General features: G+C 67.5%; 21 protein-coding genes. 9 read left to right on the top strand and 12 right to left on the bottom strand.

The window, feature by feature from the left end; translation table 11 throughout:
• From H0523_RS22185 to H0523_RS22175, 3 genes are all read right to left on the bottom strand, one after another.
• The coding region (locus H0523_RS22185) for a magnesium chelatase domain-containing protein (protein WP_180180145.1) at positions 1–675 on the bottom strand (675 nt) is incomplete at its 3' end.
• 86 nt (positions 676–761) lie between these two features.
• Positions 762–1,013, bottom strand: coding sequence for an accessory factor UbiK family protein (locus H0523_RS22180; protein WP_006394062.1), 252 nt, complete (start codon positions 1,011–1,013; stop codon positions 762–764).
• Positions 1,014–1,163: 150 nt separating this feature from the next.
• On the bottom strand, positions 1,164–1,601 hold the full coding sequence (locus H0523_RS22175) for a DUF5339 family protein (protein WP_054432356.1): 438 nt from the start codon (positions 1,599–1,601) through the stop codon (positions 1,164–1,166).
• Positions 1,602–2,147: 546 nt separating this feature from the next.
• On the opposite strand from H0523_RS22175, the gene H0523_RS22170 reads away from it, so the two are divergent.
• Together H0523_RS22170 and amt are read left to right on the top strand one after the other, a co-directional pair.
• On the top strand, positions 2,148–2,486 hold the full coding sequence (locus H0523_RS22170; RefSeq protein ID WP_006218735.1) for a P-II family nitrogen regulator: 339 nt from the start codon (positions 2,148–2,150) through the stop codon (positions 2,484–2,486).
• Positions 2,487–2,517: 31 nt separating this feature from the next.
• Positions 2,518–3,756, top strand: coding sequence for an ammonium transporter (gene amt, locus H0523_RS22165; protein WP_054432357.1), 1,239 nt, complete (start codon positions 2,518–2,520; stop codon positions 3,754–3,756).
• Between the two features lie 140 nt (positions 3,757–3,896).
• Here the strand turns inward: amt and ptsP are convergent, their stop codons facing one another.
• The 7 genes from ptsP to rfbD all read right to left on the bottom strand — a co-directional run bounded on the left by ptsP (position 3,897) and on the right by rfbD (position 11,455).
• On the bottom strand, positions 3,897–5,672 hold the full coding sequence (ptsP, locus tag H0523_RS22160) for a phosphoenolpyruvate--protein phosphotransferase (protein ID WP_054432358.1): 1,776 nt from the start codon (positions 5,670–5,672) through the stop codon (positions 3,897–3,899).
• A gap of 43 nt (positions 5,673–5,715) precedes the next feature.
• Complete coding sequence (locus tag H0523_RS22155; RefSeq protein WP_006387993.1) at positions 5,716–5,985, bottom strand: HPr family phosphocarrier protein; 270 nt, start codon at positions 5,983–5,985, stop codon at positions 5,716–5,718.
• A gap of 110 nt (positions 5,986–6,095) precedes the next feature.
• A complete protein-coding gene (locus H0523_RS22150; protein WP_054432359.1) occupies positions 6,096–6,497 on the bottom strand; it encodes a PTS sugar transporter subunit IIA in 402 nt (133 codons plus the stop codon).
• Between the two features lie 18 nt (positions 6,498–6,515).
• Positions 6,516–7,484 (bottom strand): glutathione synthase, encoded by a 969-nt coding sequence (gene gshB / locus H0523_RS22145; protein WP_054432360.1) that lies wholly within the window; start codon positions 7,482–7,484, stop codon positions 6,516–6,518.
• 163 nt (positions 7,485–7,647) lie between these two features.
• Positions 7,648–8,199, bottom strand: coding sequence for a translation initiation factor IF-3 (infC, locus tag H0523_RS22140; RefSeq protein WP_076410237.1), 552 nt, complete (start codon positions 8,197–8,199; stop codon positions 7,648–7,650).
• A 20-nt stretch (positions 8,200–8,219) separates the two neighbouring features.
• Positions 8,220–10,172 (bottom strand): threonine--tRNA ligase, encoded by a 1,953-nt coding sequence (gene thrS / locus H0523_RS22135; RefSeq protein WP_054432361.1) that lies wholly within the window; start codon positions 10,170–10,172, stop codon positions 8,220–8,222.
• Between the two features lie 368 nt (positions 10,173–10,540).
• A complete protein-coding gene (gene rfbD, locus H0523_RS22130) occupies positions 10,541–11,455 on the bottom strand; it encodes a dTDP-4-dehydrorhamnose reductase (protein ID WP_054432489.1) in 915 nt (304 codons plus the stop codon).
• Between the two features lie 290 nt (positions 11,456–11,745).
• Here rfbD and H0523_RS22125 point away from each other — a divergent pair, with 290 nt between their 5' ends.
• Positions 11,746–12,480, top strand: coding sequence for a response regulator transcription factor (locus H0523_RS22125; protein WP_054432362.1), 735 nt, complete (start codon positions 11,746–11,748; stop codon positions 12,478–12,480).
• 55 nt (positions 12,481–12,535) lie between these two features.
• Here the strand turns inward: H0523_RS22125 and hemN are convergent, their stop codons facing one another.
• Complete coding sequence (gene hemN / locus H0523_RS22120) at positions 12,536–13,963, bottom strand: oxygen-independent coproporphyrinogen III oxidase (protein WP_180180144.1); 1,428 nt, start codon at positions 13,961–13,963, stop codon at positions 12,536–12,538.
• Positions 13,964–14,133: 170 nt separating this feature from the next.
• Between hemN and H0523_RS22115 the strand changes: the two genes are divergently transcribed.
• Positions 14,134–15,150 (top strand): MerR family transcriptional regulator, encoded by a 1,017-nt coding sequence (locus tag H0523_RS22115; protein ID WP_054432363.1) that lies wholly within the window; start codon positions 14,134–14,136, stop codon positions 15,148–15,150.
• Between the two features lie 51 nt (positions 15,151–15,201).
• Entirely contained in the window at positions 15,202–15,501 is a 300-nt protein-coding gene (locus tag H0523_RS22110) for a hypothetical protein (protein ID WP_231689927.1), read from the top strand.
• A 43-nt stretch (positions 15,502–15,544) separates the two neighbouring features.
• Here the strand turns inward: H0523_RS22110 and H0523_RS22105 are convergent, their stop codons facing one another.
• Entirely contained in the window at positions 15,545–17,056 is a 1,512-nt protein-coding gene (locus tag H0523_RS22105; protein WP_231689928.1) for a glycosyltransferase family 39 protein, read from the bottom strand.
• A 298-nt stretch (positions 17,057–17,354) separates the two neighbouring features.
• On the opposite strand from H0523_RS22105, the gene H0523_RS22100 reads away from it, so the two are divergent.
• The 4 genes from H0523_RS22100 (at position 17,355) to H0523_RS22085 (ending at position 22,676) form a co-directional block, all read left to right on the top strand.
• Entirely contained in the window at positions 17,355–18,089 is a 735-nt protein-coding gene (locus H0523_RS22100; protein ID WP_054432365.1) for a FadR/GntR family transcriptional regulator, read from the top strand.
• Positions 18,090–18,185: 96 nt separating this feature from the next.
• On the top strand, positions 18,186–19,901 hold the full coding sequence (locus H0523_RS22095) for a thiamine pyrophosphate-binding protein (RefSeq protein WP_054432366.1): 1,716 nt from the start codon (positions 18,186–18,188) through the stop codon (positions 19,899–19,901).
• A gap of 18 nt (positions 19,902–19,919) precedes the next feature.
• Positions 19,920–21,161 carry a Zn-dependent hydrolase gene (locus H0523_RS22090; protein WP_054432367.1) on the top strand — a complete coding sequence of 414 codons (1,242 nt, stop codon included), beginning with the start codon at positions 19,920–19,922 and terminating at the stop codon, positions 21,159–21,161.
• Positions 21,162–21,176: 15 nt separating this feature from the next.
• Complete coding sequence (locus H0523_RS22085) at positions 21,177–22,676, top strand: aldehyde dehydrogenase (protein WP_054432368.1); 1,500 nt, start codon at positions 21,177–21,179, stop codon at positions 22,674–22,676.
• The last annotated feature ends 31 nt before the right edge of the window (positions 22,677–22,707 follow it).

The raw sequence follows: 22,707 nt of genomic DNA, 5'->3' as shown, positions 1-22,707 counted from the left end.
CGCGACCTCCAGCGCGCGCCGCGCCCCGGGTTGCCCGCGCACGTCCGCCAGGCAGGGCATCGGCGGCGCCTCGGGCCAGGCGTCGGGCAACGCGTCCGGCAGGCGGCAATGGCCCGCCACGTGCGCCGCCACGTCCGCCAGGCTGCGCGCGGACAGCACCCGCAGCCCCTCGACCCAGGCCGCCTGACCGGCGCTGCCAGCGGGCAGGATCAGGGTGGCGCCGGGCGACTCGCGCGCCACGCTCAGCGCGATCACCAGGGCGGCCGCGACCGGCACCAGCGCGCCGGTCAGCGACAACTCCCCGGCGAGCACCAGGCCGGCCAGCAACGGATCCGGCGCGGTCTCGACGGCGGCGCCCGCTGTCGCCGCGCCCTCGCCCGGCGGCGCCAACTGCCCCGCCGCCAGCAGCAGGCCCACGGCAATCGGCAGGTCGAAGCGGCCCGACTCCTTGGGAATATCGGCGGGAGACAGGTTGACCGTGATGCGGCCCGCGGGGAAATTGAAGCCGCTGTTGATGATAGCCGCGCGCACCCGCTCGCGGCTTTCGCGCACCTCGGTGTCGGGCAGGCCGACCACGTTGAAGCTGGGCAGGCCCGGCCCCAGGTGGGTTTCGACACGCACCGCGTGGGCATGCAGGCCGCTGAGGGTGCGGCTGGCGATTACGGCTAGCGTCAAGGCAGTCTCCGATAACAATCGAAGACGAGTATGGCGAAAACAAAAACGGCCGCGCAGGCGGCCGTGGCAAAAAGGTCCCGCGCGGATTACTTATCCAGGGCGGACAGCCGCGACTCCAGCTGCTCGACGGTGGCGGCCAGTTGGTCGACGCGGGCGCGCGTGCGCGCCAGCAGATCGGCCTGCACATCGAATTCCTCGCGCGTGACCAGGTCGAGCTTCGAGAACGCCTGCGTCATCATGGCGCGGACATTGCGCTCGACGTCCGCGGCGGGGCTGCGGGCGATCAGGTCGGAAATGTTCTTCTGGATGTCTTCCATCCACTGGGTGCGATTGTTCATAGCGGCCTCACGATGTTCTTGGTGCCTCAAGTGTAGTGCTTTCCACAGGCCGGGCTGCGGGCAAAAAAAGGGCGGGCCGCATGCGGTGACCGCCCATCAAAGCACAGGAGAAAACCGGGCCGCCTTGGGGGCAGCCCCCTACCAACATCGTTACTGGCAACCCATCTGCGTCGCCGACTGCGCGAACAGGTCGGCCGATTGCTTGCACTGGGCCGCCAGCTGCGTCTTGTCGCTGATCGTGGCCCACTGGGTCTTGGCCGCGTCGAGCTGCTGCTTGAAGCTGGCCGCCGCGGGATTGGATGCGCCGAGCTTGTCCATGCATGCACTGACCTTGGTCAGGTAGGCATCGCATTCGGCGGGCAGGCCGGCGGTGGCGCCGGCGGCCGGAGCCGAGCTGGACGGCGCGGGCGTGGAAGCCGGCGGCGTGGTGGCCGCGGGCGGCGTGCCCGGCGTGGTGGTCGACGGCGCCGGCGTGGTCGATGCCGCGGGCGGCGCGGCCTTTTCGTCGCTCTTGTTGCAGCCGGCCAGGGCGGCCAGCGCGGCGGTCAGCGCCAGCACGGCAAAGGTCTTGCGTTGGATCGTCATCATTCCTCTTTCCTTTCTTGCTTTTTGTCTTCGTTCAGAGAGCCGCGGCGCCGGTGTCTTTTGCCGCGGCCCGGTCAGGCCCAGATACCGCCATGAGCTGGACTTGATTCTTCTTCAGCCTACCTTTGGCAACAAGCTTATGCGTGTAAACCCTCGTATCACGCCCCGCCCCCGTTTTGACGGTCTGTCCGGACCGCTTTCAATCGCCTGACATCCACGTCCGCCATCGCCCGAAGCCCGGCCAGCAACGTTCAGCGGCCTGTCGGGCAGAAAGCGTCCAAGGCCTCCATGCATCCGGCAAACGCGACAAAGGGCTACCGCGCCGGCATCAACTGGCAACAAATGGCGGCGGTGAAACATATTCCGTTGCATTCCTCACTCCGCCCCGTCATGCACCGGTTTGAGGCTGACGTTTGGTGCATGACGCACTATATTGGTGCAGCCAGGCACAACAAACGCGCCTGCGTTTCCGCTTTCCGGGCACCGGCCTGCATGGCATGGAATTTGCTTGATTGACGATGCCAACGTGCAACCATGAGAGGAAATGCCATGAAACTCATCATCGCCATCATCAAGCCCTTCAAGCTCGACGAAGTGCGGGTGGCTCTATCCGGAATCGGCGTCCAGGGCCTCACCGTTACCGAAGTGAAAGGGTTCGGGCGCCAGAAAGGCCACACCGAGCTGTATCGCGGCGCGGAATACGCCGTCGACTTCCTGCCCAAGCTGCGTGTCGAGGCCGCCGTGCCCGACCACCTGGTCGACCAGGTCATCGAAGCCATCGAACAAGCCGCCCGCACCGGCAAGATCGGCGACGGCAAGATCTTCGCCGCCCCCCTTGAACAAGTGATCCGCATCCGGACGGGTGAAGCCGGCGAAGCTGCGCTGTAGACAAATAAGAAAGACTCATTGGAGCCTGAAAATGGATAAAGCAGATATCTCCTGGTTGCTCGTCTCTACCCTCCTCGTATTGATGATGGCCGTACCCGGTCTGGCGATGTTCTATGGCGGCCTGGTACGCAGCAAGAACGTGCTGTCGGTGCTGCTGCAAGTGTTGTGCACGTTCGTGCTGGGCCTGGTCCTCTGGTTCATCTACGGTTATTCGCTCGCCTTCACCGAAGGCAACGCGTTCTTCGGCGGCCTCTCGCGCGCCTTCTTCTCCGGCATGTTCAATCCGGCCGACGGCAAGTACGCCATGTCGAACTCGCTGACCGAGCTGCTGTTCGCCTCGTTCCAGGCCACGTTCGCAGGCATCACCTGCGCGCTGATCGTCGGCAGCTTCGCCGAACGCGCCCGCTTCTCGGCGGTGCTGGTGTTCACGGTGATCTGGTTCACCTTCGCCTACATCCCCATCGCGCACATGGTCTGGTTCGCCTCGGAAACCGCGCCGGGCCTGCTCAACGCCAAGGGCGCGCTGGACTTTGCCGGCGGCACGGTGGTGCACATCAACGCCGGCGTGGCTGGCCTGGTGGGCGCCTATGTGGTCGGCAAGCGTGTCGGTTATGGCCGTGAAGCCATGCAGCCGCACAACCTGCCGATGACCTTCGTCGGCGCCGCCCTGCTGTGGGTGGGCTGGTTCGGCTTCAACGCCGGCTCCGCCCTGGCCGCCAACGAGAACGCCACCCTGGCCTTCTTCAACACCATGATCGCCACCGCTGGCGCCGTGCTGGCCTGGCTGTTCACGGAATGGGCCATCAAGGGCAAGCCCTCGATGCTGGGCGCCGCCTCCGGCGCCATCGCCGGCCTGGTGGGCATCACCCCGGCGGCCGGCCTGGTCGGCCCGGTGGGCGCGCTGATCATCGGCGTGATTGCCGGCGTGGTCTGCGTGTGGGGCGTCAATGGCCTGAAGCGCCTGCTGCGCGCCGATGACGCGCTGGACGTATTCGGCGTGCACGGCGTGGGCGGCATTGTCGGCGCCCTGCTGACCGGCATCTTCAACGCCCAGGTCCTTGGCGGCCCGGGCCTGGCGGAACCCGGCATGATCCTGGGCCAGCTGTGGGTGCAGCTCGAAGGCGTGCTGCTGACCATCGTCTGGTCCGGCGTGGTCGCCTGGATCGCCTACAAGATCGCCAACGCCCTGTGCGGCCTGCGCGTGCCGGAAGACCAGGAACGCGAAGGGCTGGACGTCACCAGCCACGGCGAATCGGCCTACCACAGCTGATCCGTCGCCCTCCCGCCCGGCACCGGGCGGGAATGCGGAAAGCCCCCTCGGAGAGGGGGCTTTTTTTCGACCAGGCCCAAAAAAAAGCCCGTCGCATGCGACGGGCTTTTCCGTTTGCCGGAGGCAGGCTCCGGCGTCGATCAGGCCAGATCGAGCGTGTCCAGGTCCACGGGCAAGGCCCGGTTCAGGGCGCTGGCCACCTTCACGCGCAGCGCATTGGTGTGGGCCCGCCGCACTTCCCGCTTCACGTCCAGCAGTTGCTGCGGATGCATGGAAAACTCGGTCAGGCCCAGCCCCAGCAGCAATCGCGTCATGCGCGAATCGCCGGCCATTTCACCGCAGACCGCGACCGGCTTGCCAGCCCGCTCGCCCGCGTTGATGGTGTGGGCTACCAGCCGCAGCACCGCGGGATGCAGCGGATCGTACAGCGCCGCCACGTCGTGGTCGCCGCGGTCGATGGCCAGGGTGTACTGGATCAGGTCATTGGTGCCGATCGACAGGAAGTCCAGCGCCTGCGCGAACGGTTCGATGGCGATCGCGATGGCGGGCACCTCGACCATGGCGCCGACTTCCATGTGCGGCGCATAGGCCTGCCCGCGCGCATCCAGTTCGCGCCGGGCGGACTCGATGGCCGCCCGCGTCGCCATCACTTCGTGCATGTGGGCGATCATCGGGATCAGCAGGCGCACCGGCCCATGGGCCGAGGCCCGCAGGATGGCGCGCAGCTGCGTCGCGAACATCTCCGGACGCGCCAGACAGTAGCGGATGGCGCGCTGCCCCAGCGCCGGATTGGTGGCCACGGTGGCCTCGCCGTCCAGCGTCTTGTCCGAGCCGATGTCGAGCGTGCGGATGGTGACCGGACGGCCCGCCATCACCTTCACGACCGACGCGTAGGCCTCGTATTGTTCTTCCTCGCCCGGCAGGTCCGGACGCCCCATGAACAGGAATTCGCTGCGGAACAGGCCGATGCCGTGCGCGCCGGAGGCCAGCGCCAGCGCCGCCTCTTCCGGCAGCTCGATGTTGGCGTGCAGGACGATGTCGATGCCGTCCAGGGTGACCGACGGCTCGTCGCGCAGCAGGCTCAGCTCGGCGCGCTCGTCGGCGTAGACGGCCTGGCGGCGGCGGTATTCCTGCAGGATGCGGTCCGACGGGTTGACCACCACCGCGCCGGCGGCGCCGTCGATGATCAGCATGTCGCCGTCGCGCACCAGCTCGCGCACATTGCCCATGGCCACCACCGCCGGCACGCCCATGCTGCGCGCCACGATGGCGGTATGCGAGGTCGGGCCGCCCAGGTCGGTGACGAAGGCGGCGAAACGGCCGCCGCGCAGGCGCAGCATGTCGGCGGGCGAAATATCGTGCGCCACCACCACCAGCGCGTCGTCGCCGCCCATGTGCGACATGTCCGGCAAAGTGGCCGAGGTGCCCGACAGCACGTGCAGCACCCGCTCGATCACCTGGCGCACATCGGCGCCGCGCTCGCGCAGGTACTCGTCTTCCATGGCGTCGAACTGCTGGCCCAGGATCTGGCCCTGCGTGGTCAGCGCCCATTCGGCGTTGTAGTGCCGCTCGGCGATCAGCGCCAGCGTCTGCTCGGCCAGCAGCGGGTCGCCCAGCAGCAGGCTGTGCACGTTCAGCATGGCGCCCAGCTCGCGCGGCGCGTCGGCCGGCAGGGTATCGGCCAGCAGCCGCAGTTCCTGCTGCGCCGAGGCCAGCGCCTCGGTCAGGCGGCGGCTTTCGGCCGGCACGTCCTCGGGCGAAATGCGGTAGTGCGCGACTTCCAGCGCCGCCGCGCCCATGACCACCGCGCGGCCGATGGCGTAGCCGCGCGCCACGCCCTTGCCGTACAAACAAATAACGGGGCTGGCAGAGCCAGCCCCGTCATGCGCCTGAACCGCGGCACCGGCCGCGGACATGCCGGCCCCGACATCGTCAGGGCCGGCGGATTCGGAAACGCTGCTATTCCTGTTCACCGAATTTGCTATCGAACAGAGTTTCAATTTCGGAGAGCGCCTGCTCGGCATCGCTGCCCGAGGCCTCCAGCTTGACCGTCACGCCCAGGCCGGCGGCCAGCATCATGACCCCCATGATGCTCTTGGCGTTCACGCGCTGCGCGCCGCGCGAGATGAAGATCTCGCTCGAGAACTTGCTCGCCAGTTGCGTCAGTTTGGCGGCCGCCCGCGCATGCAAACCCAGTTTATTGCTGATGACAATGTCTGTATTAGGCATAGTGAATATTATGACCACGGCATCACACCGCAGTTGGTGATTGCAGCAAATTGTCGAACCGCTCGTCGGCTTGAAATATTAGCCGAAATAACCGGACGAGTTCCTGTCCGTCAGTCTACCCGCAATACCCCTTGCACCCCGCCCGCCAGCGCCTTTTCACGGGTCTCGGCCAGCGAAAGGTTACGGTAGGTCAGCGCGCGCAACAGCATCGGCGTGTTCAGGCCCGCCAGCACGCAGCACTGGATGCCCTGCGCCTGGGCGTCGGCCACGGCCCGCTTGGAGATATTGGCGGGCGTGGCGCCGATCAGATCGGTCAGCACCAGCACGCCGCCGCCGTGGTCCTGCTCGAGGATGTCCTTGAGCACCGCCGGCGCCAGATCGTCCGGCCGGTCCTCGGGCTGGATGTCGTGGATCGCCAGCATGCCGTCGAGGTTGCCCATGACGTGGCTGGCGCATTCGCGCATGGCGGCGCCCAGGGGCGCATGCACGACGATGACGATACCCGTGGTCATGACAAAGTCCCAGGAAGGTCAGGCCGCGGCGCCGGCGGCAACCGCTTTCTCGAGCGCCTGCACGAACATGCCGGCCACGTCGAAGCCGGTCTGTTCGGCGATTTCCACGAAACAGGTGGGGCTGGTGACATTGACTTCGGTGACGTAGTCGCCGATGACGTCCAGGCCGACCAGCAGCAGGCCGCGCGCGGCCAGCTTGGGGGCCACGGCCTCGGCGATCTCGCGGTCGCGCGGCGACAGCGGCTGCGCCACGCCCCGGCCGCCGGCGGCCAGGTTGCCACGGGTTTCGCCGGCCAGCGGGATGCGCGCCAGCGAATACGGCACGGGTTCACCGCCGATCAGCAGGATGCGCTTGTCGCCCTTGACGATCTCGGGAATGTAACGCTGCGCCATGATGGTGCGCGCGCCGTTGTCGGTGAGCGTTTCCAGGATGGCGTTGAGGTTCGGGTCCTTGGGCTGCAGGCGGAACACGCCGGTGCCGCCCATGCCGTCCAGCGGCTTGACGATGACGTCGTGGTGCGTGTCGTGGAACGCCTTCAGGCGCGCCATGTTGCGCGTCACCAGCGTCGGCGCGGTGAACTCGCTGATCTCGGTGATGGCCAGCTTTTCGGGATGGTTGCGGATCGCCGCGCCGCTGTTGAACACCTTGGCGCCCTGCGCCTGGGCGTACTCGAGCAGGTGGGTGGAATACACGTATTCCATGTCGAAAGGCGGGTCTTTGCGCATCACCACCGCGCCGAAATCGGCCAGCGGCAGGTCCCGGGACGCCGATTCGCGCCACCAGTCATGGCCGTGCAGGTCCGCGCCTTCCACCAGCTCGATGGGCGTGGTGACGGCCTTGACCGTGCCGGTCTCGATGTACAGATCGCCCTGCATGGCCACGCTGAGCGTATGGCCGCGCGCCACCAGGGCGCGCATCATGGCGACAGAACTGTCCTTGTACGCTTTCAAGAGCGGCAAGGGATCCAAAACGAACAAAACATGCATCGCGACACCCCGAACGTACGCCGCCTTCCCTTTCGGGAAGGCGGCTATCTATGACATCGTAGCGCAGAGCCGCCCAATAAGCGAACCCGCCGAACATAGGCTGGACGGCGGGTCGCGGGGAAGAGCGGCCAGGCCTTCCCGGGCAGGAAGGCCGGCAGGAGCTTTAAGCCGCCGATTCCGGCTTGCCCGCGGGGGCAGCCTTCTTCTTGGGCGCCAGCACCATGACCATCTGACGGCCTTCGAGCTTCGGCATGGCTTCGACCTGGGCCAATTCCAGCAGATCGTCGCGCACACGCTCAAGTACCCGCATGCCCAGTTCCTGGTGGGCCATTTCACGGCCACGGAACCGCAGCGTCACCTTGGCCTTGTCGCCTTCCTCGAGGAAGCGGCGCAGGTTGCGCAGCTTGACCTGGTAGTCGCCCTCGTCGGTGGCCGGACGGAATTTGACTTCCTTGACCTGGATGACCTTCTGCTTCGAACGAGCTTCGGCTTGGCGCTTCTGCTCTTGGTACTTGAACTTACCGTAGTCCATCAAACGGCAGACCGGCGGTTCGGCGTTCGGCGCGATTTCCACCAGATCCACGTCGTTTTGCTCGGAAAGACGGAACGCGTCGGCAATCTTGACGATGCCCAGCTGTTCTCCGTCCAGACCTATCAGGCGCACCTCGGGGACGCGGATTTCACCGTTGATGCGATTGGCTTTTTCAGTGGCGATGTTGAAAGCTCCTACAAATGTTAAGCAGCGCTGCCATCGGGTTGATTGACGTCGCGGCGGGTGGATACGTCTTCGGACAGGCGGGCGACGAAGTCGTCGAACGCGATGGCGCCGAGGTCCAGACCACCCAGACCGCGTACGGCGACGGTACCGTTTTGCTTCTCCTTGTCGCCGACGACGAGGATGTACGGCACCTTCTGCAGGCTGTGCTCCCGAATTTTACGAGTGATTTTTTCACCGCGCAAATCGGACTCTACTCTAAAGCCTTGTTTTTTCAGGCTTTGCGTGATTTCAGCCGCATAATCGGCCGAAGGTTCGGAAATGCAGCACACCACGGCCTGCACCGGAGCCAGCCAGGGCGGCATCGCGCCGGCGTGGTTTTCGATCAACATGCCGATGAAACGCTCGAGCGAACCCAGGATGGCGCGGTGCAGCATCACGGGCGGACGGCGCTGGTCGTTCTGGTCCACGTACTCGGCGCCCAGGCGCACGGGCATGGAGAAGTCGACCTGGATCGTGCCGCACTGCCAGTGGCGGCCGATGGCGTCCTTCAGCGTGTATTCGACCTTGGGGCCGTAGAACGCGCCCTCTCCCGGGGAGATCTCGAATTCGCAGCCGGTGCGGCGCAGGCTTTCCATCAGGGCCTGTTCGGCCGTGTCCCAGACCTCGTCCGAGCCGATGCGCTTTTCAGGGCGCGTGGCGACCTTGTACAGCACTTCGGTGAAGCCGAAGTCGCGGTAGACCTTCTGCAGCAGGGCCGTGAAGTCGGCGCACTCGTCCTGGAGCTGTTCTTCGGTACAGAAGATGTGGCCGTCGTCCTGCGTGAAGCCGCGCACGCGCATCATGCCGTGCAGCGAGCCGGACGGTTCGTTGCGATGACACTGGCCGAATTCGCCGTAGCGCAGCGGCAGCTCGCGGTACGAGTGCAGGCCGGCGTTGAAGATCTGCACGTGGCCCGGGCAGTTCATCGGCTTGAGGCCATAGACGCGGTTCTCGGACTCCGTCGTGAACATGTTTTCACGGTAGTTGTCCCAGTGGCCCGTCTTCTTCCAGAGCGAGATGTCGAGGATCTGCGGCGCCTTCACTTCCTGGTAGCCGTTGTCGCGGTAGACGGAGCGCATGTACTGCTCCACCTGCTGCCACAGGGCCCAGCCCTTGGGGTGCCAGAAGATCAGGCCCGGCGCTTCGTCCTGGAAGTGGAACAGGTCGAGTTCGCGGCCGATCTTGCGGTGGTCGCGGCGCTCGGCCTCTTCCAGCATGTGCAGGTAGGCTTCCTGTTCTTCCTTGGTGGCCCAGGCCGTGCCGTAGATGCGCTGAAGCATCTCGTTCTTGCTGTCGCCGCGCCAGTAGGCGCCGGCCACCTTCATCAGCTTGAAGACCTTGAGCTTGCCCGTGGACGGCACGTGCGGGCCGCGGCACAGGTCGATGAACTCGCCTTCGCGATACAGGCTGAGCGGCTCGTTCGACGGAATCGAGGCGATGATCTCGGCCTTGTACTTTTCACCGATGCCCTTGAAGAACTCGACGGCGTCGTCGCGCGACCAGACTTCGCGCGTCACGATTTCGTCCTTCTTGGCCAGCTCGGCCATCTTCTTCTCGATGGCCGTCAGGTCTTCGGGCGTGAACGGGCGCTTGTACGAGAAGTCGTAGTAGAAGCCGTTGTCGATCACCGGGCCGATGGTGACCTGGGCATCCGGGAACAGCTCCTTGACGGCGTAGGCCAGCAGGTGGGCCGTCGAATGGCGGATCATGTCCAGGCCGTCGGCGTCCTTGGCAGTCACGATGGCCAGGCGGGCGTCGCCCTCGATGCGGTAGCTGGTGTCGACCAGCGTGGAGTCGGCGCCGTCAAAGGTCACGCGGCCGCCCAAGGCGGCTTTGGCCAATCCCGCGCCGATCGATTGCGCCACTTCGGCGACCGTGACCGGCCCCGGGTATTGGCGCTGCGAACCATCGGGCAATGTGATCTGTACCATCGGGAGTGCTTCCTGGGGTTCTTGGGAGAAAAAACGAAATTCAGAAACGACAAACGCGGCTGGTAGCCGCGTTCATTTGGTTGTCTTGCTGAGTCTTACCGCTGACCTGACACGGTGAAACCCGACGCACGAAAAACTAACGCGACATAGGGCGAAAGTTCCGGGTCGTAGTTCGTGCCAGCGGGAAAAACATGGTGCTCGGGCCTTCGGGATTGACTTGCGGTGCGCAGCGCCGGGACAAATGGCGTGCTTATCGTTGCCGATTGTAGCACCCTTTGGGCCCATTTCGTGACATTTACGCTACAAAAGGGGCGGATGACGGAGCGAACCCGGCCCGCGGGCGGCGAATGACGGGACGGTGGCGCCCGTCAGGCCAGGTTGCGACTGTCGGCGATCGCGGCCAGGGCGTGCATCACACCCTCTTCCCAGTGCGGCGCGCGCAGCCCGAAGGTGCGCTCCAGCAGCCGGCTGTCCAAGCGTGAATTCAGGGGCCGGCGCGCCGAGGTGGGGTATTGGTCGGACGCCACGGCCCGGATGTCGCCCGGCGTCAGCGTCACCGCCAGGCCCGCGCGCCGGGCCTGCTGCGCGATGAAGCAGGCGTATTCGTGCCAGCTGGCGTCGCCGGTGGCCGCCAGGTGATACAGGCCGAAGGGAAACGCCGCCTCGGCCGGCCGCGCCAGATAGCGCGCCAGGACCTGCGCGGTGGCATCGGCGATATACGCGGCGCCGGTGGGCGCGCCGCGCTGGTCGCTCACCACGCGCAGCGCTTCCGGCTGGCGCAGCGCCATCAGCATGGTCTTCAGGAAGCTGTTGCCGAACACGCCGTAGACCCACGACGTGCGAAATACCAGGTGGGCCGGGTTCAGCGCCCGCACCGCCTGCTCGCCGGCCAGTTTGCTGCGACCATAGACATTCAGCGGCGCGGGCGCGTCCTGCTCGTCGTAGCTGCCCGCCTTGGCGCCGTCGAACACGTAGTCGGAGGAATAGTGGACGATGAGCGCGCCACGGTCGGCCGCCAGCGCGGCCAGTTCGCCCGCGGCCTCGGCATTGATGCGCATGGCGCGCACCCCGTCCTCTTCCGCTCGCTCGACCGCGGTGTAGGCGGCGGCGTTGACGATGACGTCGGGCTTTTCGCGCCGCACCAGCCGCGCGATCTGCAGGGGATAGGTCAGGTCGCAGTCGGTCCGCCCGACCGCCGTCACCACGCCCAGCGGCGCGAGGCTGCGCCGCAGCTCGAAGCCGAGCTGCCCGTCCCTGCCGATCACCAGAATTTTCTTGGACATCCGTCGTCCGCCGCCTTGCCAGTCCTGCGCCATGGGCCGTTCAACGGCCGGCCCGGAAATCCTGCGATTTTATGCCTTGCGGACAACGATCGCGCGCCGCGATTTAACGTCGCGCGACGCCACCCGGGGCGTCGCTTTGTCTGATTCTCGCTTAGTTTTCGTCTGTATGGCGCCGTAAGACCATAAGCTTCGCACTCGAATTTCGGACTGGTTACGGCGTGTGCGCGGCCCCGCCCTCGGGCGCCCACCTCTCCGCACCGATGTGTGCCTTTCCATTCTGTGGAGCCTAGATGAATACTCCCTCAGCGCCGGACACCGTCGTCTCGTCCGAGCCGCGATCCCCCGATGCAGGTGACCGCCCCAATTCCCGCAAGCACCTGCTGCTGTCACGCCCGCCCCCCGTCATCCGGGTGGCCATCCTGGACGATCACCCGGTGGTGGCGCTGGGCCTGGGCGCCTACCTCGACGCCCGCCCCGGCTTTCGCGTCATCCACCAGGAGACCTCCGCGCGCCGGCTGCTCGACAAGCTCGCGACCACGCCGTGCGACATCGCCCTGGTCGACTTCTACCTGCCCCAGGAACCCTGGGACGGCGTCAACTACCTGCGCCGGCTGCGGCGCTATCACCCCAATCTTGCGATCATCACGTTCTCGGCCGGCAACCGCCAGGAGACCCAGTACGCCGCCTTCCGCGCCGGCGCCAACGGCTACCTGGCCAAACAATGGGGCATGCTGCTGCTGCCCGAGATGATCCACGGCGTCCTCAGCAAGAAGAACCCGTTTCTGTCGGTGCAGGATGGCAAGATCCGGCCGCTGTCGCCACGGCCGCCGCACGCCCTGCTGACGACGTCCGAGGTCGAGGTCCTGCGCCACATCAGCCAGGGCATGTCGGTCACGCAGATCGCCACGCGCCTCAAGCGCAGCAAGAAGACCGTCAGCACCCACAAGCGCCGCGCCATGCGCAAGCTGCAGCTGTCGGATGACCTGTCGCTGGCCTTGTATCTGCGGGAAAAGTTCGCCGAATAGACAACGATGTGGCCGACGCGGTCGGCCACATCTTCACGGCGAGGCGGCGCGCGCCTCAGATGATGCGCGAATAGCTGGCGCCGGTGCTGACCGTGCGCAGATAGCCGTCGAACGCCATGGCCACGGCCCTGACGAAATACCAGCCCAGGCCGGTCACGCGCAGTTCGCCGGCCCGCAGGTTGACCAGGCCGAGTTCGGCCAGGTTGGCCACCTGCGACAGCTCCGGCCCGAAGTAGTCGCCGAAACGCAGGCCATGGCGCGCCTCGACCCGGGCGAAATCCACCCGCCCCTGGCACATGATGTCCATGATGACCTCCCGCCGCGCCAAGTCGTCGGCGCTGAGCGCCAGGCCCTTCTCGGTGGCAAAGCGGTCGGATTCGATGGCGGCGTAGTAGCCGTCCAGGTCCTTGGCGTTCTGGCTGTAGGTATTGCCGATGCGGCCGATGGCCGATATGCCCAGCGCCACCAGGTCGCGATCGGGCTGGGTGCTGTAGCCCTGGAAATTGCGGTGCAGCTCGCCGCGCTGCTTGGCGATGGCCAGGGCGTCGGTATTGAGCGCGAAATGGTCCATGCCGATGTAGGTGTAGCCCTGCTTGAGGAAGCCCTCGATGGCGGCGCTCAAGAGGCCGACGCGCGTGGCGCGGTCGGGCAGGTCCAGCGGATTGATGCGGCGCTGCGGCTTGAAGCGTTCCGGCAGGTGCGCGTAGGCGTAGAGCGCGATGCGGTCGGGCCGCAGCGCGCTGACCTGCGCGATGGTGCGGGCGAAGGATTCGGTGGTCTGCAGCGGCAGGCCGTAGATCAGGTCGACGTTGATCGAGGCGTAGCCCAGCGCGCGGGCGCTTTGCATCAGGTCGCGCACGTCCTCGAAAGACTGCACGCGATGGACCGCCACCTGCACCTTGGCGTCGAAATCCTGCACCCCGAAACTGAGCCGGTTGAAGCCCAGCTTGCGCAGCCGTTCCAGCCGCTGCGGCGTGGCGGTGCGGGGATCCACCTCGATGGAGATTTCGGCGTCGGGCTCGAAGCGGAAGGCGCCGCGCAGGTCCGCCATCAGGCGGTCGAGTTCCTCGTCGGACAGGAAGGTCGGCGTGCCGCCGCCGAAATGCAGCTGCGAGACCGGCACGCCCGGGCCCAGCTCGGCCACGTGCAGCGCGATTTCCCGCGCCAGCGCGTCCAGGTAGCGGGCGGCGCGGTCGTGATGGCGGGTCACGACCTTGTTACAGGCGCAGTAGTAGCAGACCGAATCGCAGAACGGGATGTGCACGTAGAGCGACAGCGGCTCGGTGGTACAGGAATCGCGGCGCTGGCGCAGGGCCTGGCGGTATTGCTCGACGCCAAAATCGCCGTGATAGCGGTCGGCCGTGGGATAGGAGGTATAGCGTGGCCCGTTCTTGTCCAGGCGCGCCAGCAACTGCGGCGGAAAGAAGGGTTCGGCGGCGGAAGCCGCGGGGTCGGCGGAGGCTGGGCGTAGGGCGGCTTGCATACCTCGAATTATTCGCCTGTGCCGCCCCACCCGCCTTGATCTTGCGCAAACGCGCCGCCCCATTCCAAGCGGGGACGCAACCCGCGATAAGCTTGCGCGCAAGGCGCTTGACCCTCACGTCGCGTCAGGTTCCACCATCAGCCCCGTCACGATTCGAACAGGAGCTTTGCATGTTGTTGAAAGTGGGTGAATTGGCCAGGCGCGCCGGCCTCACGGTGCGCACGCTGCACCACTACGACAGCATCGGGCTGCTGGTCGCGTCGGTACGCTCCGATGCCGGCTACCGCTTGTACAACCGCGACGACATCGCGCGGCTGCACCAGATCCAGGCGCTGCGTCGCCTGGGCCTGCCGCTGGCGGACATCGGAGATCTCCTGGCAAGGCCGGACGTGTCGCTGGCTGGCGTGATCGACCAGCAGATCCACATGCTGGAACACCAGCTGGCGCAAACCGCGAGGTTGCGCGACCGGCTGCTGCGCCTGCGGACGCAGCACGCGAGCGGCGCCACGCCCGACCTTGCCGACTGGTTGCAAACTTTGGAGCTGATGACCATGTACGACAAGTACTTTACCGACCACGAACTGCGCACCCTGCCCTACTTCGCTCCCGATAGCGGGGTCCAGGAACGCTGGGCCGCGCTGGCGCGCGAAGCCGCCGCCGCGCTTGCCGCGGGCATGGCGCCCGCCGACGAACGGGCCCAGGACCTGGCGCGCCGCTGGATGCTGCAGCTCGAGCACGACACGGCGTCGAACCCGGAACTGGCGGCGCGGCTGGACCATATGTTCAGTAGCGAACCGGCGCTGCAGCAGGGCCAGGGCGTCACGCCGGCCATGATCGACTTCATCGTCGCGGCGTTCGCCGAGACCAAGATGCGCCTGTACGAAAAGTACCTGGACGCCGATGAAATCGCCCATCTGCGCGCCCACTACGGCAAGCGCGTGAAGGAATGGATGCCGCTGGTGGCGCAGGTGCATCGCGCCATCGCCAACGGCGAGGCGCCCGAGGCGCCCGCGTCGCGGGCCTTGGCGCGGCGCTGGCTGGAACTGTTCCGTTCGTACGCGGGCGACAACCCCGCCACGCACGAGAAATTCCGCCACGCCATGGCCCGGGAACCCGAGCTGCTGGCGGGCACCTGGGTCACGCCGGACATCCTGGCGTTCCTGCGCCAGGCGATGACGTCCCATTGAGGCATCGCGCCTGAATCCGCGGGGCGCCAGCGCCTGCCGGCGCCCCGTAAAATGGCGGGATTCCTCCATTACAAGGACATCCTCGTGGAAACCGAACTCGACGGCCGCCTGCTCGCCCTGCGCCAGGCGATGGCGATCGCCATCGCCCTGTCCACCCGCGGCAGCCCCCAGGCCACCGACATGGCGCTGGAACTGCTGGACGACCTGAAGGCCAACCTGGACAACACGCCGTCGGACAGCCCCTTCGAAAAACCCGAATGGGCGCTCGGCGCGCACGACGAACTGGAGGGCATCGCGCGCCTGGTGCGGGCCTTCACCCAGACGCCCGAACCGGACAGCGACGGCGCATAGGGCCCAGCCGGCGTGGCCGTTGCCGCGCCGCTTCCGGCCCCCGCTAGCGCGCGGGGCCGGCGCCGCAAGCCGCGACAGGCGGCCTGACGCGCCAGTGCAGATTGGGAAATCCCGCTCCCACCGGCTCGAACCCCTCGGGCGACACCCGCGCCTTGCTCAACTCCAGCGCGCCGCAATCGGCCACCAGGGTGGCGTCGACCCACGGACTGAATCGCAGTTGCCCGTGGATCAGCACCAGCGGCCTTTCGGGCAGCCGCAACGACAACGCGCCCGATTCTTCCCAGGGACCGGAAATGACCCGGACCGGCCCGCCCAGCGCGGCAACGGCGCGGCCATGCAGCGCGTCGGCCAGCGCCTGCGCATCGAAGTAGCGCCAGTCGGTCGGACGCCGCAGCAGCGCCAGGCCATTGGGCGCCGTCAGCTCCACCCGCAGCATCAACATCAGCTGGATGACGATGAACACCAGCATCGCCCGGCGCGGCCGGAACGGTTCGCTCCAGGCCGCGCGCGCCCATTCCATCGCGGCCGGCACGATGAACAGCAGGAACGGCGTGCCCCAATGCAGCTGGATGTGCGATCCCGAGATCAGCGCCAAGACGCTGACGAACACCAGCGGCGTCAGGCCGAACGACAGCAGCAGGGTGCGCCCTGCGTCGCCGCTGGTGGGGCAGGCGGTAGAGGTCGCGGTCGAAGTCGCGTTGAGTGAGACGGCAAGGCGCCGCCGTTCGCGGTGGCCCAGCAACCACAGCACCGCCAGGAACAGCCAGGCCGGCAGGGCCCGGTTCAGCAATTGGTCGGCCCACCAGCGGGCGACCTCATGCCCCCGCGCGAGCCACGGCAGGCCGGCCGCCAGCGACGATGACATGGCGTAGTTCAACGGCTCGAAATCGTGCTGGATCAGCCAGACCAGGTGCGGCGCGAACACCGCCAGCGCGGTCAGGCCCGCCACCTGCAGGCCGAATACGTGCATGGGATCGCGCCAGGCCTTGCGGATGCACCAGAACACCAGCACCGCCAACCCGGCGACCGCGATCTGGTATTTGGCCAGCGCGCCCAGCCCCAGGCACCCGCCCAGCACGATCCACCAACCGATCTTGCGGGTCGTGTAGGCCTTCCAGCAAGCCAGCGCGCAGCCGGCCACCAGCGGGATCAGGACGATCTCGTGGTTGTAGAAATACAGCCGGCCGTTATAGAAGGTGACGCACAGGCCCGCCAGCGCGGCGGTCGCGGCATGGGCCTCGCCGCGCATGTCGCGCAGCAGTCGCCACATCAGCGCGAACGCCCCCAGCGCACAGGCCGCGCCCATGACATAGGTGGCCCAGGCGGTCCCGCCCATCAGTTGCGCCACCGGCCACAGCAGCCAGGTCGGCAGCGGCGGATGCTTGTAGTAGCCCCACTCCAGGCTGCGTACCCAGATGAGTTGCTCGATGTTGTCGGTCGGCGGGGCCAGCACGGCCCGGTCCAGCAGCCAGAGCCAGGCGGCCGCGAACGCCAGCATGCCGATCCCGACCCGCCATGGATCCGGTTTCCAGGCCTCGTTGCCATTCCGTCGCACGCCACACTCCCTGTCATGGCGTACGCAAAGCCCCGCCCTCTCCTCCCGGTTTCCGGGACGCAGGGATTATCGGGTCCGGAACATGTCACGACGTCGATGAATTTGTCCGGCAATTGTTCGAAAACTGTAAAGCGCGGCGCTTGGAAAAGGGTCGCCTAGCTGGCCTGACCACTGGATAGGAAGAGGGGGAATCCCTCTGATCGTTTTCCCTTGATAAAGCGATTTTTACTTTTATTTCAAGGAGACGCTGCCTATATTGGTGGCCTGACCACCAGACCATACGTACCGCAAGTCCACGATGAACACCTTCCAAGCCGTTGCCGTCACCCGCCTCTATCGCATGATCGCCGACCAGATCGCCGGACGGATCCGCGCGGGCGATTTTCCGCGCGGCGGTCGCCTGCCGTCCGAGCGCGAGCTGGCCGAGCAATTGCAGGTCAGCCGGGCCTCGATCCGGGAAGCCCTGATTGCGCTGGAGATCGAAGGCTATGTCGAAGTGCGCGTGGGCACCGGCGTGTTCGTCACCGCCACCCGCGAGGCCGCGCCCGCCGCCACGGCCGCCGCGCCGGCGGCCCCGCAGGACGAGATCGGCCCCTTCGACCTGCTCGAGGCGCGCATGCTGATCGAACCCGAATGCGCCGCGCTGGCCGCGCAACAAGGCTCGCCGGCACAGATCGCCGCCATCCGCGCGGCCCACGAGGCGATGTCGCTGACCGACGCGCCGGGCTGGCACGACCGGGAATTCCACAGCGCCATCGCCGCCGCCTGCGGCAACGCGGCGCTGGCGGCCTCGGTGGCCCACCTGTGGAACCTGAGCCTGGCCAGCCCGGTGTTCAGCCGCATGCAGGATTACTTCGTCAACACCAAGGTGTGGGCGGTCGCCCACGCCGAGCACCAGCGCATCCTGACCGCCATCCTGGCGCGCGATCCGATCCGCGCGCGCCATGCCATGCATGCGCACCTGATCGGCATCCTGGCCCGCCTGCGGGAAGACTTCGGCGACGACGACGGGAGCATCCGCCCCGACATCTAGGCCCCGCTCGCCAACCCGCCGGCGGCGCCGACCGCCCCCTTGCCATGAACCCCAAGCCCGCGCCCGGCGCGGACAGCCCATCCCGGGAGTGTTTGCATGACGGTTGTATCCCCCCTGCCGCGCAACGGCGGCCAGATCCTGATGCAGCAGCTGCGCATCCACGGCACGCGCCGCATCTTCATGATTCCGGGCGAGAGCTATCTGCCCTGCATCGACGCGCTGAACGAGCATCGCGGCGCCATCGAGCCGGTGGTGTGCCGCCAGGAAAGCGGCGCCGCCTACATGGCCGAGGCCCATGGCAAGCTGACGGGCGAGCCCGGCGTCTGCTTCGTCACCCGCGGCCCGGGCGCCACCAACGCCAGCATCGGCGTGCACACCGCGTTCCAGGATTCGACGCCGATGATCCTGTTCGTCGGCCAGGTCGGCAACGACTTCTACGAACGCGAAGCCTTCCAGGAGATCGACTACCGCCGCATGTTCGGCCAGATGGCCAAGTGGGTGGCGCAGATCGACCGCACCGACCGCATCCCGGAATTCGTGGCGCGCGCCTACGCCACCGCCACCAGCGGTCGCCCCGGCCCGGTGGTGCTGGCGCTGCCGGAAGACACGCTGTGGGGCACGGCGACGGTGGCCGACATGCCGCGCTACCAGCGCGTGGCCGCCAGCCCGGGCCAGCCCGACCTGGACCGCCTGCGCCAGTTGCTCGACCAGGCCGAACGGCCCGTGATGGTGTTGGGCGGCAGCGGCTGGAATGCCGACGCGATCCAGCAGATCGCCGCCTTCGCCGAACGCTTCGAACTGCCGGTGGCCACCGCCTGGCGCCGACTCGAATGCTTCGACCAGCGCCACCCCAACGCCGCCGGCCAGATGGGCTGGGGCATGACCGAGGCGCTGCGCGCCCGCATCCAGGCAGCCGACCTGATCCTGGCGGTGGGCACGCGCCTGGGCGAAGCCACCACCGAGGGCTACCAACTTATCGAAAGCCCCTTGCCGCGACAGGCGCTGATCCATGTCCATCCCGATCCGCAGGAACCGGGCCGCGTCTATGCCCCGACCCAGGCGATCGCCGCCAGCGTCGCAGGCTTCGCGCAGGCGGTTGCCCTGCTGCAACCGGCCCACGCCACGCCGCGCGGCGCCGCGGTGCGCGCGGCCCACGCCGAATACCTGGATTCGCTCAAGCCGCTGCCCTCGCCCGGCCCGCTGGGCCTGGACGCCGTGGCCGCGCTGGTCAACCAGCGCCTGGCGCCGGACGCCTGCATCACGGTGGGCGCGGGCAACTACGCGCTGTATCCGCACCGCTACCGCCAGTTCACCGGCCTGGGCACCAGCCTGGCGCCGACGGTCGGGTCGATGGGCTACGGCCTGCCGGCGGCCGTGTCGGCCAAGCTCGAACATCCCGGCAAGACCGTGGTCTGCTACGCCGGCGACGGCTGCTTCCAGATGAATCTGCAGGAACTGGGCGTGGCCCAGCAGTATCGGCTGGGCATCGTGGTGCTGGTGTTCAACAATGGCATGTGGGGCACGATCCGCGCGCACCAGGAACGCGAGTTCCCCGGCCGCCCGATCGCGCTGGACTTCGAGAATCCCGATTTCACCCAGATCGTGCGCGGCTACGGCGGCTACGGCGAAGCCGTCGAACGCACCGAGGATTTCGCCGCGGCGTTCGACCGCGCGCTGGCCTACGCCGAGCGCGAACAACGCCCCGCGCTGCTGGAAATCCGCTACGACGCCGACGGCATCGCCCCCGGCCAGACCCTTACCGCCATTCGCGACGCGGCGCTGGCGCGCCAGGCCGCCGCCTCCACCCACTGACACCGAACGAGGACCACCATGACTTCATCCCTGTCCGTCAACGGCAACCGGCTCTGGCAATCCCTGATGGATCTGGCCGAGATCGGCGCCACGCCCAAGGGCGGCAACTGCCGCCTGGCCCTGACCGCGCTCGACGGCCAGGGCCGCGACCTCGTCACCGGCTGGATGCGCGACGCCGGCCTGACGATCCGCGTGGACCAGGTGGGCAATATCTTCGCCCGCCGCGCCGGCCGCAACGACGCGCTGGCGCCGGTGATGACCGGCAGCCACATCGACACGCAGCCCACTGGCGGCAAGTTCGACGGCTGCTTCGGCGTGCTGGCCGGCCTCGAAGTGATGCGCACCCTGAACGACGCCGGCGTGCAGACCGAGGCGCCACTGGAACTGGCCATCTGGACCAACGAGGAAGGCTCGCGCTTCGTGCCGGTGATGATGGGCTCGGGCGTGTTCGCCGGCAAGTTCTCGCTGGAGACGGCGCTGAGCGCGCGCGACGCCAAGGGCCTGGCGGTGCGCGACGAGCTGCAGGCCATCGGCTACGCCGGCGCCGAGCCCGTCGGCGGCCGCCCGGTGGATGCCTATTTCGAGGCCCACATCGAACAGGGCCCGATCCTGGAACACGAAGAGAAAGTGATCGGCGCGGTGACCGGCTCGCTCGGCCTGCGCTGGTACGACGTCACCGTGACCGGCATGGAAATGCACGCCGGCCCCACGCCCATGGGCATCCGCCGCGACGCGCTGTTCGCCGCCAGCTACCTGCTGCAGGCGGTGGTCAACATCGCCAACGCCCACCAGCCGCACGGGCGCGGCACCGTGGGCGAGATCCACGCGCATCCCGGCTCGCGCAACGTGATCCCGGGCCAGGTGCGCTTCACCACCGACCTGCGCCATGAGGACGAGGCCACGCTCACGCGCATGGACCAGCTGTGGCGCGACGCCTGCCGCGAGATCGCCGAGAAGCACGGCGTGCAGGTGGAAGTGAAGGACGTGCAGTACTTCCGCCCCACCCCGTTCGATCCGGACCTGATCGAAAAGGTGCGCCAGGGCGCCGCGCGCCGCGGCCTGCCGGCGATGGACATCGTCACCGGCGCCGGCCACGACGCCGTCTACATGGCCGCGGTGGCGCCCACCGCCATGATCTTCGTGCCGTGCAAGGACGGCATCAGCCACAACGAAATCGAGGACGCGCAGCCCGCGCACCTGGAAGCCGGCTGCAACGTGCTGCTGGACGCCATGGTGGCCCGCGCCAACGCCGCGCGCTGAACCGAGGACATCGTCATGACCCTGCATACTCTCGACTACTGGCAAGCCCGCGCCGAAATGCTGACGTTGCGCGGCCAGGCCTATATCGACGGCGCCTACGCCGACGCCGCCGACGGCGCCACCTTCGCGGCCACCAGCCCGATCGACGGCCGCAAGCTGGCCGATGTGGCCGCCTGCGGCCAGGCCGACGTCGATCGCGCCGTGGCGGCCGCCCGCCGCGCCTTCGAGGCCGGCGTCTGGTCCGGCCTGGCGCCGCGCGAACGCAAGGCGCGCCTGGTGCGGCTGGCGCAGCTCATCACCGAGCACAGCGAGGAGCTGGCGCTGATCGAGACCCTGGACATGGGCAAGCCGATCCGCGACGCGCTGGCCTTCGACCTGCCCGAGACCGCGCACTGCTATGCCTGGTACGGCGAGGCCATCGACAAGCGCTACGACGAGATCGCGCCGACGGGAGGCAATGCCCTGGCCACGGTCACGCGCGAGCCGCTCGGCGTGGTGGCCGCCGTGGTGCCGTGGAACTACCCGCTGCTGATGGCGGCGTGGAAAGTCGCGCCGGCGCTGGCCGCCGGCAACAGCGTGATCCTCAAGCCGGCCGAACAGTCGTCGTTGAGCGCATTGCGGCTGGCGGCGCTGGCCGAGCAGGCCGGCATCCCGGCGGGCGTCTTCAACGTGGTGCCCGGCACCGGCCCCATCGCGGGCAGCGCGCTGGGCCTGCATCCGGACGTGGACTGCGTCGCCTTCACCGGCTCCACCGCCACCGGCAAGCGCTTCATGAGCTATTCGGGCGAATCGAACCTCAAGCGCGTGTGGCTGGAATGCGGCGGCAAGTCGCCGCACATCGTGTTCGAGGACTGCCCCGACCTGGACCGCGCCGCGCTGATCGCCGCGCTGGCGATCTTCTCGAACCAGGGCGAGGTCTGCATCGCCGGCTCGCGCCTGTACGTGCACGACGCCATCTACGACACCTTTCTGGAAAAAGTGGCCCGCCATGCCGCCGAGATGCGGCCGGGCAATCCGCTGGATCCGGCCACGGCGCTGGGCGCCATGGTCGACGAGCGCCAGACGCGCTCGGTCATGGCGCGCATCGCGGCCGGCCAGGCCGAGGGCGCGACGCTGCGCATCGGCGGACGGCAGGTGCGCACCGACAGCGGCGGCTTCTACATCGAGCCCACCATCTTCGATTGCGCCGATGCGTCCAGCGCGCTGATCCGCGAAGAGATCTTCGGCCCGGTGCTGGCGGCGCAGCGCTTCCATACGGAAGACGAAGCCATCGCATTGGCCAACGATTCCTCGTACGGCCTGGGCGCCGGCCTGTGGACCGCCAACCTGGGCCGCGCGCACCGCCTGTCGCGCCGCCTGCGCGCCGGCCTGGTCTGGGTCAATTGCTATGCCGACGGCGACATCACCGTGCCGTTCGGCGGCGTCAAGCAATCGGGCTTCGGCCGCGACAAGTCGCTGCACGCGCTGGACAAGTACAGCGACCTGAAAACCACCTGGATCGACATCACCCTGTAGGGCCGCGCCGTGCACCTCACCTATCGCCGCA

Source organism: Achromobacter insuavis, from assembly GCF_902859645.1.
GTDB lineage: Bacteria > Pseudomonadota > Gammaproteobacteria > Burkholderiales > Burkholderiaceae_B > Achromobacter > Achromobacter insuavis.
This window is presented reverse-complemented; position numbering and strand designations above follow the sequence as displayed.